Genomic DNA, 14524 nt, shown 5'->3' with positions numbered 1-14524 from the left:
CTCACCCCGACCCTCTCCCCGGGGGGGAGAGGGGGAAATCGGAGACTTCACGTCGATCAACAAGGCCGCCCCGATGCGGCCACACAGGGAGGAAACACGATGAAGCACCGCCTTACCGCAGCAGCAGCCGGTCTGTTCATGACCCTGACCTCGACCACCGCGCTCGCCGCCGGCACCACCGTCGGCGTGTCCTGGTCCAACTTCCAGGAAGAGCGCTGGAAGACCGACGAGGCGGCGATCAAGGCGGTGATCGAGAAGGCCGGCGGCAAATACCTGTCGGCCGACGCCCAGTCCTCGCCGGCCAAGCAGTTGTCGGACATCGAATCGCTGATCTCCCGCGGCGCCCAGGCGCTGATCATCCTGGCGCAGGACGGCGACGCCATCCGCCCGGCGGTGGAGAAGGCGACGGCGGAAGGCATCCCGGTCGTCGGCTATGACCGGCTGATCGAAATCCCGTCGGCCTTCTACATCACCTTCGACAACAAGGAGGTCGGCCGGCTGCAGGCGCGCAGCGTCTTCGCGCTGAAGCCCAAGGGCAACTACGCCTTCATCAAGGGCAGTTCCACCGATCCCAACGCCGACTTCCTGTTCGCCGGCCAGATGGAGGTGCTGAAGGCCGCCATCGACCGCGGCGACGTGAAGAATGTCGGCGAGGCCTACACCGACAAGTGGCTCCCGGCCATCGCCCAGCAGAACATGGAGCAGATCCTGACCAAGACCGGCAACAAGGTCGATGCCGTGGTCGCTTCCAACGACGGCACGGCGGGCGGCGCCGTTGCGGCGCTGGCGGCGCAGGGCTTGGCCGGGACCGTGCCGGTGTCGGGCCAGGACGGGGACAAGGCGGCGCTGAACCGCATCGCACTCGGCACCCAGACGGTGTCGGTGTGGAAGGACGCACGCGAGCTTGGCCGCCGCGCCGCCGAGATCGCCATGGATCTCGCCGGCGGCAAGAAGATGACCGACATCGCTGGCGCCACGACCTTCGACGGCGGGCCGAAGAAACAGAAGATGACCTCCCTGTTCCTGACCCCGGTCGCCATCACCAAGGACAACCTCGCTCTCGTGGTCGATGCCGGCTGGGTGACCAAGGACGTGGTCTGCCAGGGCGTCAAGCCCGGCAGCGTCAAGGTCTGCAACTGATGGCCGAGCCGTCCACCACCCTGTCCCCGGCGTCTTCTCCGGATGCGCCGGCCGGACGGCGGGCCGGCATCGGCGACGCCCTGCGCGCGCTGGAGCTGGACACCCGCATGGTCGGGATGATCGGGGCGCTGGCCGTCGTCTGGATCGGCTTCGACATCCTGACTGGCGGCGCCTTCCTGACCCCGCGCAACCTGTGGAACCTGTCGGTGCAGACCGCGTCCATCGCGGTGATGGCGACCGGCATGGTGCTGGTCATCGTCACCCGCAACATCGACCTGTCGGTGGGCTCCATCCTGGGCTTCACCGGCATGGTGGTGGGCGTGCTCCAGGCCCGCATCCTGCCGGAGATCTGGGGCTTCGACCATCCGCTGACCTGGGTGGTGGCGGTGATGGCGGCGGTCGCCGTCGGCGGAGCGGTGGGAGCGCTGCAGGGCGCCGTCATCGCCTATCTCGGCGTCTCGTCCTTCATCGTCACGTTGGGCGGACTGCTGGTCTGGCGCGGTGCCGCCTGGTGGGTAACGACCGGCCAGACGGTGGCGCCGATGGACGGCCTGTTCAAGCGGCTGGGCGGCGGGTTCGAGGGCGCCATCGGCGCCGGCCCGAGCTGGGCGGTCGGCATCGCCGCCATCCTGCTGTCGGTCGCGGCCATCCTCGTGACGCGACGGCGGCGGGCCGGCTTCGGCTTTCCCGTCCGGCCCTTGTGGGCGGAAGGGGTGGTGATCCTGCTGGTCGCCGCCGCCATCGTCGGCGCGGTGCTGGTGGTGAACGCCTATCCACTTCCCATCCCGGTCGTGCGCCGGATGATGGAGGCGCAAGGGCTGACCACCGACGGCGGACTTCCCTTCGTGGCCCACGGCTTCGCCATACCGGTGCTGATCGCGCTGGCGGTGGGGGTGGGCGTGACCTTCCTGTCGCGGCGCACCCGCTTCGGCCGCTACGTCTTCGCCATCGGCGGCAACCCGGAGGCGGCGGAGCTTTCGGGCATCAACACGAAACGCGTGCTGGTGATGGTGTTCGGGCTGATGGGAGCGCTGTGCGGCCTATCCGCCTGCATCGCCACTGCCCGGCTGAACGCCGCCACCAACGCCAACGGCACGCTGGACGAGCTGTACGTCATCGCCGCGGCGATCATCGGCGGCACGTCGATGGCCGGCGGCGTCGGCACCATCCTGGGCGCGATGCTTGGTGCGCTGGTGATGCAGTCGCTGCAGTCCGGCATGGTTCTGCTGGGGGTGGACGCGCCGATGCAGAACATCGTCGTCGGCATCGTCCTGGTCGCCGCGGTCTACATCGACACGCTCTATCGCAAGGGGTTGAAATGACCGCTCTCGCCACGTCGGAACCGCTGACGGCAACCCGCCCGCTGGTCGAGATGCGCGACGTTTCCATCGCCTTCGGCGGCATCAAGGCGGTGGACGGCGTCAGCATCGACCTTTACCCCGGCGAGGTGGTCGGGCTGCTCGGCCACAACGGGGCCGGCAAATCGACGCTGATCAAGATCCTGTCCGGCGCCTATGCCGCCGACCATGGCGAGATCCGGGTGAACGGCGAGCCTGTCCACATCACGAGCCCGCGCGACGCCAAGCGCTGCGGCATCGAGACAATCTATCAGACCCTCGCCCTGGCCGACAATGTCGACGCCGCCGCCAACATCTTCCTCGGCCGGGAAAAGCTGACCCCCTGGGGCACGCTGGACGACCACGCGATGGAGGCGGAGGCGCGCAAGGTGATGGGCCGCCTGAACCCGCATTTCCGCCGCTTCAAGGAACCGGTCAAGGCTCTGTCCGGTGGTCAGCGCCAGTCGGTCGCCATCGCCCGCGCCATCCATTTCGACGCCCGCGTCCTGATCATGGACGAACCGACCGCTGCGCTCGGCCCCGCCGAAACCCAGCAGGTGGGCGAGCTGGTGAAGCAGCTGAAGCAGGAGGGCATCGGCATCTTCCTGATCTCCCACGACATCCACGACGTGTTCGACCTTGCCGACCGCATCCATGTGATGAAGAACGGCAAGCTGGTCGGCACCGCCCGCGTCGCCGACGTGACGAAGGACGAGGTGCTGGGCATGATCATCCTCGGCAAATGCCCGCCAGGTGCGGTTCCCGGTCCAGGGGCGGCGGGTTGAGCGACGACCTCCGGCCGGCAACGGCGTGGCGGCACCCCGGTGCCCGCGCGCGACGCCGGTCGAGTGTCTTCAAGCCTTTGACAATAGTGCATTTATTCGGCCGTCATCGCGGAGTGTCCTGGCTCCCCGCCTTCGCGGCGATGACGCCGAAAGAGGCGCCTGTCCATTCGGAAATGGGCAAAGCCCTATAGGTGACCGCCTATGGGTCAGCGGGGGAGGGAGGTGACAAAGTCGAGGCCATTTTGGTGAGCCTGGGTGATCGGGTGATCATTGCCAAGCTTGCGTTGGGCGACCGGAAGGGCCCGCTCAAACAACGCCCTCGCTTCAGCAGAATTCTCTTGCTTCAAAAGAAGCCTGGCAAGGTTGTTCATGGAGGTCAAGGTGCTGGGATGCTCCTCGCCGAGCACGCGGCGGCGGACTGCCAAAACCTGTTCCTGAAGCTCCCGCGCCCCGGCGAGATCGCCTTGGCTCCTCAAGGTCTCAGCGAGATTGTTCATGGAGATCAAGGTGCTGGGATGCTCCTCGCCGAGCACGCGGCGGCGGACTGCCAAAACCTGTTCCTGAAGCTCCCGCGCCCCGGCGAGATCGCCTTGGCTCCTCAAGGTCTCAGCGAGATTGTTCATGGAGTTCAAGGTGTCCGGGTGCTCCTCGCCGAGCACGCGACGGCTGACTGCCAAAGCCTGTTCATCCAATACCCGCGCCCCGGCGAGATCGCCTTGGCTCCAGAAGGTCGAAGCGAGATTGCTCATGGAGATCAAGATGTCCGGATGCTCTTCGCCGAGCACGCGGCGGCGGACTGCCAGAACCTGTTCCTGAAGCTCCCGCGCCCCGGCGAGATCGCCTTGGTCCCTCAAGGTCGAAGCGAGATTGTTCATGGAGGTCAAGGTGTCCGGGTGCTCCTCGCCGAGCACGCGGCGGCTGACTTCCAAAACCTGTTCCTGAAGCCTCCGCGCCCCGGCGAGATCACCTTGCTTCCAGAGAGTCGAAGCGAAATTGTCCATGCAGGTCAAGGTGTTCGGGTGCTCCTCGCCATATAAATGGCGCACGGCGTCAAGCCCCCTCCGCCGAACGGCGTTTGCCGGGCCGTAAGCTCCACGCTCACTCTCGTACCAGCCCAGCCAGCCCAGAAGTAAGGCGGTTTCCTTATCGTCCACAGACTCGGTCAACACACGGACATGTCCGATCAGCGGTTCAAGCGCGGCATGCTTGCGAATATCGACCGCCCCAGGCATCACCCGGTTCATCACCCTCACCGCCGCCGCCCGCAAATCTTCGGGAGCGGCAGCGTGGCGGCGCATCGTGCGGGTGGTCAGGATGTGGACCGTCACCTCCTCTGGACCAAGGCGGTCCACCAGCGCTTCCGCTTCGGCAGCCTGGATCCCCAGCAGGGCGATCCGGCGACCGGCGGCCTTGTCGCCCGCATGCTTTGCCAGGACAGCCTCGATGTACTTCGTCGGGATCGGGTCGGACGCCAGGAGGGAGGCGAGTTGCAGCACCAGCACGCCCTCCGGCCGGAGGCGGCCGATGCTTTGCAGCAGGGTGACGGCTATGCCGGGATGGTGGCCGTTCGGAAGCTCGCCCGCCAGTTCCTCCATCAGGACCAGCGCGTCGGCGCTGGGATTGCGCAGCTCTTTCAAAAATTCGGCATAGCTCATGGCGCGCAGGGCGGCGCCGGCGACATCCACGGCCAGGGCGTGGCGGCCCAGTTCGGCCACGATCTCCGCGGCCATCGCACGCTCCGCCTCGTCACGCGGCGGCTGGCGGCTGGTGAGCAGGCGGAAAGCGTCCTCCGGCGTCAGCACGTCCAGCCGGTGGATCGTCCCGCAGCCGTCCAGCCGGGTGCCGCGCGTGGTGATCAGGGTGCGGCCGTTGGTGCTGGGCGCCGTCCAGTGGGCCAGCACGGCGGCGTTGGCGTCGCTCGGCAGATCGTCGACGATCCACAGATACGGCTTGCCCAGCGCTTCCAGATGGCGGCCGACCTGCGCCGCGACGGCGGACGGCTCCATCCCCTGCACGGGCAGGCCGAAGCGCAGGGCCAGATCGAACAGGTGACGGCCGGCGCTGCCTTCCGCCTCCGCCTCGCGCCCGTCCGGGGCCACCGTGCCGGTGCGCGAGGCCGAAAGCCAGACGATGCCGCCGGGATAGGCGGCGCCGAAGCGCAGCGCATATTCCTCGGCCAGCATCGACTTGCCGATGCCGCCCATGCCCTGGACCTGCACAAGGTCGCCGCCGGGCCGCGCGCCGGTGATGACGGTGACGGCAGCGGCGGTCAGCCCGTCATGGACGCTCCAGAGGTCCGGCACACGGCCGACGAAGCGGTTGGAACCGATGCGCCGCTTGCTCGCCAGCCAGGGTGGCGCCTGCAAGGGGCGGATGTCGCCGATCCAGGTCGCCGCGCGGTCCAGGCGCCGGGCGATGCGCCGGGCCAGATCGGCTGGATCGGCGGTCCCCTCCAGATACCGGCGGTCCCGCAGTTCGACGGGCTGGATGTGGTCGGCACCCAATTCCGGGTTGACGACAAGGATGCGGCGCGCCAGATCGCCACCCTCATGCTGAGCGGCGAGGTAGGCGGCCGTCAGCTCCCACTGGCAGGGGCGGGAGCGTGCGTAGGCCGGGGAGTACCAAGCCACCAGCATGCGCGCCTGCCCCAACCCGTCGACGATGGACCGGGTGATGGCATCCGTGTCGCCGATCTCCCGCTCGTCGAACCACACCGAAAGGCCGAGGCGCTTCAACTCTTCGACCAGAGGGCGCGCCATCTCCGCGTCCGCATGCGGGTAGCTGACAAACAGATCGTTCATGATAGGGGAAATCCGGTCCGCCTTTTCTCTGTAACAGAGTAGTACAGGCTAAGGCCGCGGGGAAGCCCGACACGGGACCGGCTTCGCTCGTCGGGAGGGTATCCGCCGGCCGTCCATAGGCCCGTGCCGTGTGTTGGGCAATCCCCCCGCATCCCGCGATCCCGTCCTGAACCCGCCTATTGCGGCGAGTTCGCCTGCTGGGGCTGGACGCCGCGCTGTTCGACGAAGGTGCGGAACTCCTCCTAATTGGCGGCGGCGGATTGGGCGGCGGGTTGCGGCTCATTCCCGGCCGTTCCCTGGCGAAGCCACCGCTCGGCGGGCTCGAAGCGGGTCCAGCCGGGCACGTCGGCGGCCAGATTGACCTCCTTCCATTTCGGATGACGCGGCGGCTTCAGGAACTCGTCGAACCTGCCGAAGAAGGCATCGACGAAGCGGGCGACCTTGCGGTGCCGCTCCAGGTCGCGTTCCCAGCCATAGACGGCCATGACTGCGCCGACGGCGACGGTGTCGACCTGTTCGCCGGGCTTGATGAGCCCTTCATAATCCGCACTGGTCAGGCGCGAGGGCAGATAGGTGTCGAGCAGGGAAGCGCTCATCGGGATCGACAGGAAATGCAGGCCGTCGCCCGCCTTTAGGTCGCGGAACAGGCGGGTCGGCTTGCCGGCGACATAGGCCATGGCCGCGATCTCGCCCCGCCGCAGCTTCTCCAGCGCCAGGGACTGGTCGTTGCCCTGCGGCTCCACCTTGATGCCCAGCATGCCGAAGACCAGCGACGCCGTCATGTGCGTGCCGCTTCCCTGCACGTCGAAGTTCACCTTGCGCCCGGCGAGATCCTCGATGCGCGTCACGTCGGGCGCTGCCAGGATGTGCATTTCCTCGTTGTAGAGCTTGGTGATGAATTTGACGCGCCGGTCCAGGTTGGGCAGAAGCCGTTCCCGCTTGGCATAGGCCAGCACGTCGGACTGCACGATGCCGACGTCGATCCCCTTCAGCAGAACGATGTCCTTCAGGTTCTGGACCGACCCCTTGCCCAGCATCGGCAGGACGCGCAATGCGTCTCCGTCGTCGAGCACCGCGGCCAGATCGGCGGCGATGCGCACATAGGTCCCCTCGACCCCGCCCGAGACGATCCCGACGGTCCCGCCATTGGCACTGACGCCGCGCGGATCGGCAGCATATGCCGGAGAAACGGCGCCCGCGAACAGGCAGGCTCCCAAAAGAAGAACGCGGACAATCGATGCCTTCATGTTGGCTCCCTCCCTGGTTCCCGAAATCTTGCTACCTGGATTTGCCGGCGAGCCAGACTGTCAGCTTTTGCAGTTGCTGTTCCGCGTCGCCGCTGCCGGCGGCGACCGCCCGTCGATACCAGGCGGCGGCTTGTTCGGGATCGGGCGGAAGCCCGCGGACGCGCAGCCGTTCGTGGATCAGCGGATCGTGCGTCCGGCCGAGCGCCAGGGCCGCCGCCGCATTGCCGGTCTCGGCGACCATCTCGTAATAGAGCCGCGCCCCCGCCAGATCGCCCTGCGCGAACAGGTCGTCGCCCCTCTTCATCAGCGTCGTCTCGGCAACGGCGGACGGAAGCCGCGCCGGGCGCTGCACCGCCGCCTCCCGCGGCTGCGCCCGCTCCGGGGCCGGCGGCGGGGCGGCAGCCGGCGGAAGGGCCGCCACGGCGACCGTGGTGAGGGGGGCGATGACCGCCGGCTCCGGCGGGGCAGGGGGCGAGGACGGGGAAGCCGCGGCCGGCTGAACGGCCACCGGCGCATCGGCGGGCGGCGGGGTGGCGGCAACGACCGGCGGTTCGGCGGTCACTTCCGGTGAAGGTGCCGATGTCGGTTCGATTGCCGCCTCGACCGTCTGTTCCGGTGGCGGTTCAAGTGGCGCATCGGCGACCGGTCCAGGCACGGGGTCTGGCGCGGGCGCGTTGGCCTCGCCTTCCGTCGGCTCCGGCATGGCCTGCGGGCCCGACTGTCCGGATGCCGCCGAATCCGGTTCCGTCCTGTCGGCAAGCGCTGCGGTCTCGATGCTCTGCGACGAGCCGCCCTGGGCGGGTGGCGGGGTGCCGCCCGGTTCCGGCGTGGCGGCGCTGTCGGCCGCGGCGGTCTCGGTGACCGTCGGCAGGATGGGTATCGTCAGATCCCGGGCCTGCTTGGCGATCACGCCGCCGCCGTGATCGGTCACCGCGGTGAGGTGCAGCGTCACACTGCCCGCCGTCTCGGGCGGCAGAGTCATGGTGAGACCGGGCAGCTCCTCCAACCGCACCCGCCACGTGTCGTCGGCGATCTTGTCGCCGCTCGACAGGGTGGTCCCCGGTGGCAGATCGTCGATCAGCACATAGGTGATCGCCTCATGCTGCGGGTTCGGCTGCCCATAGGGCGAGGTGACGGCGATGGACAGCAGGGTCGGCTGTCCCGGAATTCCGCCGGATGCCTGTGCGGCTATGAAGGGGATCAGCCGCCAATCCGTCTCCGCCTCGTTTCCCTTCTGGATCACCGTCGTCCGGGTGGGGGTCGCCTCCGCCTGCGGCATGGGGGCAGGTGCCTTCTCCCGCGTGCCGAGCCAGGATTCCAGCGTGTTGTCCGCCGGCCCCTCCGCCGCGCCGGTCCACACGAGGCAGCAGCCGGTTCCGAAGGCATCGGAATTGAGCCGCGCGGACACATCGGCCGGTTGAAGGGGAAGCGCAAGAACACCCAGTACGGCAAAACAAGGCCGGACGCCGCCTGTGATGGGAAGTAAAGAGCGTGCGCTTTCCCATCTGCCTCCGTGTCGGAGAACATAGGCACGATGCAGAAAACGGCGCAGTGAACCGGACTGCGTTTCTCGCATGGCGGCATCCTCCCTGGCAAAATCCCCTTGGACCCGCCTTGACGACAGGGTGCATTTCGGGACTTTTGAAAGACATGCGGCGTTGATTTCCGCCGCGAGTTGTTTCGAATTATTTATTATCTGAACGACCGGCCACGATCGTTTTATTCTATGATGTGACAGAAGAAAAACAACCATCCCGTAGAGGTCATTTTCCGCTTTACGGCAAAGGGAGGATTACTTCGTAATATTTGGATATGAATCGGATGGAGAAGCACCGGCACCGGCGGCTGGACCCTCCGCCGGAACGGGGTGCCGCCACCGGTCCGGCGACACCCCGCCCGCGAGGAAACGGATCACCGGATCCGCGCCGGGTTTCCCATCACCGTCGCGCCGGCCGGAACGTCGCGCGTCACCACGCTGCCGGCGCCGACGATGGCATCGTCGCCGATGGTGACGCCGGGCAGGATCAGCGCGCCGCCGCCGATCCAGACATTGCGGCCGATATGGATGGGCCGCCCGAACTCCAGCCCGGCTTCCCTCGCGGCGAAGTCGCGCGGATGGTCGGCGGTCAGGATCTGGACTCCCGGCCCGATCTGCGTCTTGTCGCCGATGCTCACCGCGACGACGTCCAGGATGACGCAGTTGAAGTTGAGAAAGACCCCGGCGCCGAGGTTGATGTTGTAGCCATAGTCGCAATGGAAGGGCGGGCGGATGACCGCCCCTTCGCCCACCGCGGCGAAGCGCTCCAGCAGAAGTTTGCGCCTTTCGCCGGGCGGCAGCGCGAGTGCGGCATTGTAGCGGACCATCCACTCCTTGGCGGCGGCTTGGTCGGCCTGGATCTCCGGGGCCGAGGCGTCATAGAGATCGCCGGCCAGCATCTTTTCCTTTTCGCTGCGTCCCTCGGACGTCCGCATCGCTCATCCTCCGCATCATTCGCTCGTCCGGCGGCAATGTCCGACAGTTGTCCGCCATGGGCGCCCGATTAGAGCAGATGTCGAAAAGCGATGCGCCGACGCGTGAGGATGGGTCAGCCTTCGCCTTGGCCGGAGCGGGCGCCCAGCAGATTGCCGCGGCGGCGGCGGACCTCGACGCTCTGGCCGGGGGTGATGGGCAGGAACTCCTTCGGGCGCTCGTCGCTGCCGGCGATGGCGCGGTAGGTGGCGGCGTTCGCCTCCTGCACGTCGTTGCCGCGGCGGACCTGATCCAGGAATTTCTGGCTCGGCATCATGATGTATTCGATGTCGTTGATGCGCCGCCCGTCCTTCGACACCGTCTTTTCCACCCTGTCGAGGATGCCCTCCTCGACCAGGGAATCGACGGCGGAGGTCACGGTGCGCAGCGTGTCGCGCCGCCGGCTCCACTCGTTCATGCCGCTGTTGTTGATGATGTCGTCGGCCGACAGGATCATCGGCGGCACGCTGTGCACCCCGTCGGGCAGGCGGGCCAGATCGAGGTCGCCATATTCGATCGACAGCCGGTTGTAGAGCCAGCGCGCCACCGGGCTCTTCAGCCGCATGATCCACTGGTAGGAGATCGGCTTGAATTCCAGGTTGCGGATGGCCGAGGCGACCAGCGCGTTGAACTCCAGATAGGTGTCGTTCTCGTCCTCCTCGCCGCCCTCGCCGGTGCGCGGGCGGATGTAGAGCGTCGGGAAGACCGAGGATTCCAGGACGGGCCGCGCCGACTTGCGGCCGCTCTCCGGCACCTTGCTGATGATCATGCGGGTACGGGCCAGGATCTCCAGCGCCTCGCGGATTTCCGCCGTGTCCATGGTGCGGTTGACCGCGCGCAGCTCCCGCCGGATTTCATAGAGCGAGAAATGGACACGCACCCGGTCCTGCTTGTCGCCCATCAGCGACAGCCGCGAGCGGTCCATGGCGAGGCGGCGGACCACCTGCTCGACGATCTGCTCGCGCTCCGACGGGAACACCTCATACTCGACCATGCGCTTGTCGGCCGGATCCTCGCCGGGGCCGGGTTTGGCCGGGCGGTAGATGCGGGCGGGCTGCAGGGTCAGCGTGAACAGGGCGTCCTTGAAGGGAAACTCCTTGTGGACCGACTGGACGAACGCGTTGGCGGCCGGCAACTCCGGCTCCGTCCCCCGGCCTTTGGACACGAAGACGAATCGCGGCGCCGTGTCGTAAAGCGCGATCATATGGGACTGACTGCGGTCCTCCATCTCGAACAGAGTCAGTTGGACCGCGTTCGCCTTGCTCATGGCTCATCCCTCCTCGCCAAAGGCCACGATAGGAGGTGCCGTCGAAGGGAGGCAACCGGCAGGGCGGAGTCCGCCCGCAGACCTGTGTCCCGTTTGCCCGCGTTTGTGTAGGAAATGCCCGCGCCTGTATCCCGTTTGCCCGCGCTTCGGTCGCAGGCCGCCGATTGGCGCCGCTTCGCGGGCGTCGGGCAGACCGGATCCGTGCGAATCGCGCGGCCGTTCGGCGAAACGCGAGCAAATGGGACAGAGACTCGGGGCTGCGGCTTCCCTCCATGGGACCACGAAGCGCGAGCAAATGGGACAGCCCCGGCGCCGGAGGACTCCCAAACGCGAGCATTGGGGACACAGCAAATCCCGTGATGCGGCCGGCCGAACCGCGAAACGCGGGCAAATGGGACAGATCCGGCCGGCGAGGCTGGCCGGCTGCCTTCCTCCGCGGCAACAGTCCGCGGGCCGGACCGCAGACCATGGCCTCAAACCGCGGGCAACCGGGATAGCCCGCGGCGGAACGGAGGGCGCCGGTCTCCGCGAAACCGCGGGCAAACGGGATCGAATCCGATTCGCAAGCCAAGCGCGACCAAAGGGGACACATCCGCGACCAAGGACGACACAGGCGCGGGCCGATGGGACACAACCGCGGGCGAAGGGGACACAACCGGATCGGTCCCTTTTGCCCGCGATTCGACGGATGCCGCTGCCGGCGGAATCCTTCGCCCAAGTTCGCCGGCCCCATCCATGCCGGCCCCAAGCCTCGCGGAGTTTTCCCCATGCCCACACCGACGCCGTCCGCATCAGCGGCAAATCCCCCCGATACCAGACGGTGGGGACGGATTCCCGCCTGGTGGCTGGATCATCCCGGCCTGGACGCCGACGGCTTCGCCGTCCTCGCGGCGCTCGCCACCTTCGCCGACGAGGACGGCCTGTGCTGGCCGTCGCAATCGACGCTGGCCGCCAAGCTGAAGCGCTCGCGCCCCACCATCAACCGCATCATCCAGGGCCTGAGCGACATCGGGCTGGTCGGGGTCGAGCACCGTCGCGGCCGCGACGGCGCCCGCCTGTCCTGCCTCTACCGCCTGCGCTTCACCCCACTTGATAACGCCGGAGACTCCGACCGGGAGTCCGTCTCCGCCCGCCCTGTCCAGCCTGCCGACAGGGATGACTCGGACATGCACAGCCCCTGTCCGCCGGCGAGTCAGGAACAGGTCCATTCCAAACAGATTCCAGACTCGCTCGCTTCGGGCGGGCACGGCCGGGCGCAGACGGTTCCGGAGGACTGGATGCCGACCGCCGACGACCTCGCATGGGCCAAGGTCCGTCACGCGGAAATCGACCTCGGCCGCCATGTCGAGGGGTTCATCCTGCGCTGCCGGGCCCACGGCTACCGCTACCGCGATGTCTCCTCCGCCTGGCGGGCCTGGCTGGCGCAGGATGCCGCGGCGGGCAAGGCCCCGGTCGTCCGCAACCGCCCGTCTGCGACAGTGATCGCCCCAACCACCCGTCCGTCCGCCGCCGCCGAACAGCGGTTGGGCGCCTGGGCCGCCGCCGCCGCGGAACTGCGCCAGCGCGCAACCACCCCCTCCTGGTCGTAAAAGGGGAGACCGATGACCGCACCCAATAAAAGCGGCCCCAAGCGAAGCGCCACCATCACCGCCCTGCCGCGCTCCCCATCCTCCGCGTCCCCATCGTCGCCGGCGGCGGCCTTCGACCCGGCACTGCCGGCGCCTCTTCGGCAGGTCCGCCTGAACGCCGCACTGCCGCCGCCGCTCCAGCGGCTTCTGGCCCAGGGCCGGACCGACCGCCGCCCGCGCTTCGGCGACGACGGCTTCGACGGCATGATCGAGTTGTGGTCGCCGCCGGACGGCGTCACCGCCGCCGAGGCCGCGCTCGCCCGCCAAAGCCTTGAGGAGCTGTACGTCACGGTGCTGGCCCCGGCCGACAGTGACCATCTGCTCGGCCGCGTGCTGACGCTGCTCAGCCATTTCCCCGCCAAGGGGCTGTCGCCCGAAGTGGAACGGATGATGGCGCTCGACTGGGCCGAGGATTTGGGCGAATACCCGGCCTGGGTCATCGATGCCGCAGCCCGCAGTTGGCGCCGCAGCCGGAAATGGCGTCCGTCCATCGCCGAGATGCGGGCTCTGTGCGAGGAACTGTGCGCACCCGAACGGGCGCTGGCCGACCGGCTGGGCGCGCTCGCCGTAGCCGCCCCGCGCGATTCTCGCGGCACCGGCCTGCAGGCGGTCGCGACCGGGGCGCTGCGCCGGATGGGCGGGATGGGGTGACTCCGTTGCGTCCATACGGTGGACGGTGGTTGCCGGCGGTCCATATCAAGGGACCCGTCCGCTTCACAGTGCCGACCGATGCCCGACAGCGCTCATATCCCGTCCCCCTCCGCCCCCCGCTTCGGCTGGTGCTGCCAGTATATCCCGCCCGATGGCGACGCCGGACTTGCCAAGCGCATGAATCCCGGCACCGTCACCATCGCGACGCTGAGCAAGCTGGGCCCCGCCCGCGCCGAGGAAAAACTGACCGAGGTGCTGCGCCGCAACCTGCTGGCCCTGCATCTGCAGCTGGACGAGGTCGCGCGGCATCCGGCCTACCGCCGCCTGCTGCGCGTCAACAGCGGGCTGCTGCCGGCCTACACGCACGAGATCGGACGGCCGCTCTACCGCCAGCCCGGCATCCAGGCGCTTGTGCGGAGCGGGCTGGAGCATGCCGGCCGCAAGGCGATGGAGGCGGGGATCCGCATCGGGCTGCATCCGGACCAGTATTGCGTGCTGAACAGCGCCAACCCGTCCACCCTCGACAATTCGGTGGCGGAGCTGGAATACCATGCCGACATCCTGCGGATGATGGGGCTGGCCGGCGGCTGGCACCCGCGGGGCGCCCACGTCAACATCCATGGCGGCGGGCGCGGGGAGGGGATCGCCGGCTTCCGCCGCGGTCTCGCCCTGCTGTCGGAGGATGCGCGCAACCTGCTGACCGTCGAGAACGACGAGATGTCCTTCGGCCTGGACGACCTGCTGCCGCTGGCCGGCGCCGTGCCGATCGTGCTCGACCTCCACCATCACTGGGTCCGCACGCAAGGGGAGTATCTGCGTCCCGACGATCCGCGCATCGCCGCCGTGATCGGCTCGTGGCGCGGGGTGCGCCCGGTCGCCCACATCAGCGTGTCGCGCGAGGATCTGCTGGCGGACTGGCCGGCCGACAGCCTGCCGGACTATGCGGCGCTGGCGGCGCGCGGGCTGACCACGAAGGATCTGCGCGCCCATTCCCAGCGCATGTGGAACCGCGCCGTGAACCGGCTGGTGGCGGACCACCTCTCCTGGGCCGATTTCGAGGTGGAGGCCAAGGCCAAGAACCTCGCGGTTGACGATCTGGAGCTGGACGCCCTCGGCAGCGGGGCAGTGGTCTCCTCGCCCGATCTGCAGCCTTGACCGA

The 14524-nt window shown here is 68.1% G+C and carries 11 protein-coding genes; 6 read left to right on the top strand and 5 right to left on the bottom strand.

Features of this window, described 5'->3' with window-relative positions; all coding sequences use genetic code 11:
* The first annotated feature begins 99 nt into the window (after positions 1-99).
* From xylF to FZ983_RS19090, 3 genes are read left to right on the top strand one after another with little or no spacing between them, the layout of a single operon-like run.
* Entirely contained in the window at positions 100-1140 is a 1041-nt protein-coding gene (gene xylF, locus FZ983_RS19100; RefSeq protein ID WP_149225099.1) for a D-xylose ABC transporter substrate-binding protein, read from the top strand.
* Positions 1140-2462 carry a sugar ABC transporter permease gene (locus FZ983_RS19095; RefSeq protein WP_149225098.1) on the top strand — a complete coding sequence of 441 codons (1323 nt, stop codon included), beginning with the start codon at positions 1140-1142 and terminating at the stop codon, positions 2460-2462. Before xylF ends, FZ983_RS19095 begins: the two co-directional genes overlap by 1 nt.
* Positions 2459-3262, top strand: coding sequence for an ATP-binding cassette domain-containing protein (locus FZ983_RS19090; protein WP_188092404.1), 804 nt, complete (start codon positions 2459-2461; stop codon positions 3260-3262). The genes FZ983_RS19095 and FZ983_RS19090 overlap by 4 nt, the downstream gene beginning before the upstream one ends.
* A 206-nt stretch (positions 3263-3468) precedes the next feature.
* Here the strand turns inward: FZ983_RS19090 and fxsT are convergent, their stop codons facing one another.
* The 5 genes from fxsT to FZ983_RS19065 form a co-directional block, all read right to left on the bottom strand.
* Entirely contained in the window at positions 3469-6063 is a 2595-nt protein-coding gene (gene fxsT / locus FZ983_RS19085; protein ID WP_149225097.1) for an FxSxx-COOH system tetratricopeptide repeat protein, read from the bottom strand.
* Positions 6064-6305: 242 nt separating this feature from the next.
* Positions 6306-7310: a TAXI family TRAP transporter solute-binding subunit gene (locus tag FZ983_RS19080; protein ID WP_149225096.1), complete on the bottom strand. Its 1005-nt coding sequence runs from the start codon at positions 7308-7310 to the stop codon at positions 6306-6308.
* Between the two features lie 31 nt (positions 7311-7341).
* Positions 7342-8718 (bottom strand): hypothetical protein, encoded by a 1377-nt coding sequence (locus FZ983_RS34175; protein WP_188092403.1) that lies wholly within the window; start codon positions 8716-8718, stop codon positions 7342-7344.
* Between the two features lie 503 nt (positions 8719-9221).
* Positions 9222-9782 carry a sugar O-acetyltransferase gene (locus FZ983_RS19070; protein WP_149225095.1) on the bottom strand — a complete coding sequence of 187 codons (561 nt, stop codon included), beginning with the start codon at positions 9780-9782 and terminating at the stop codon, positions 9222-9224.
* Positions 9783-9895: 113 nt separating this feature from the next.
* The gene (locus tag FZ983_RS19065) at positions 9896-11086 is read right to left on the bottom strand and encodes a plasmid replication protein (RefSeq protein WP_149225094.1); all 1191 of its coding nucleotides are present in this window, start codon (positions 11084-11086) and stop codon (positions 9896-9898) included.
* Positions 11087-11853: 767 nt separating this feature from the next.
* Here FZ983_RS19065 and FZ983_RS19060 point away from each other — a divergent pair.
* The 3 genes from FZ983_RS19060 (at position 11854) to FZ983_RS19050 (ending at position 14520) form a co-directional block, all read left to right on the top strand.
* Positions 11854-12675 carry a helix-turn-helix domain-containing protein gene (locus FZ983_RS19060; RefSeq protein ID WP_149225093.1) on the top strand — a complete coding sequence of 274 codons (822 nt, stop codon included), beginning with the start codon at positions 11854-11856 and terminating at the stop codon, positions 12673-12675.
* 12 nt (positions 12676-12687) lie between these two features.
* On the top strand, positions 12688-13365 hold the full coding sequence (locus tag FZ983_RS19055) for a hypothetical protein (protein WP_149225092.1): 678 nt from the start codon (positions 12688-12690) through the stop codon (positions 13363-13365).
* Positions 13366-13443: 78 nt separating this feature from the next.
* Positions 13444-14520, top strand: a complete 1077-nt coding sequence (locus FZ983_RS19050; protein ID WP_149225091.1) for a UV damage endonuclease UvsE — start codon at positions 13444-13446, stop codon at positions 14518-14520.
* The last annotated feature ends 4 nt before the right edge of the window (positions 14521-14524 follow it).

Source organism: Azospirillum sp. B21 (assembly GCF_008364825.1).
GTDB lineage: Bacteria > Pseudomonadota > Alphaproteobacteria > Azospirillales > Azospirillaceae > Azospirillum.
Note: the sequence above shows the minus strand (reverse complement) of the source record. Positions and strands in the feature narration are given on the sequence as shown.

Coding starts and splice junctions, on each gene's coding strand:
- xylF (WP_149225099.1), top strand. CDS start 100: ATGAAGCACCGCCTTACCGCAGCAGCAGCCGGTCTGTTCATGACCCTG.
- FZ983_RS19095 (WP_149225098.1), top strand. CDS start 1,140: ATGGCCGAGCCGTCCACCACCCTGTCCCCGGCGTCTTCTCCGGATGCG.
- FZ983_RS19090 (WP_188092404.1), top strand. CDS start 2,459: ATGACCGCTCTCGCCACGTCGGAACCGCTGACGGCAACCCGCCCGCTG.
- fxsT (WP_149225097.1), bottom strand. CDS start 6,063: ATGAACGATCTGTTTGTCAGCTACCCGCATGCGGACGCGGAGATGGCG.
- FZ983_RS19080 (WP_149225096.1), bottom strand. CDS start 7,310: ATGAAGGCATCGATTGTCCGCGTTCTTCTTTTGGGAGCCTGCCTGTTC.
- FZ983_RS19070 (WP_149225095.1), bottom strand. CDS start 9,782: ATGCGGACGTCCGAGGGACGCAGCGAAAAGGAAAAGATGCTGGCCGGC.
- FZ983_RS19065 (WP_149225094.1), bottom strand. CDS start 11,086: ATGAGCAAGGCGAACGCGGTCCAACTGACTCTGTTCGAGATGGAGGAC.
- FZ983_RS19060 (WP_149225093.1), top strand. CDS start 11,854: ATGCCCACACCGACGCCGTCCGCATCAGCGGCAAATCCCCCCGATACC.
- FZ983_RS19055 (WP_149225092.1), top strand. CDS start 12,688: ATGACCGCACCCAATAAAAGCGGCCCCAAGCGAAGCGCCACCATCACC.
- FZ983_RS19050 (WP_149225091.1), top strand. CDS start 13,444: ATGCCCGACAGCGCTCATATCCCGTCCCCCTCCGCCCCCCGCTTCGGC.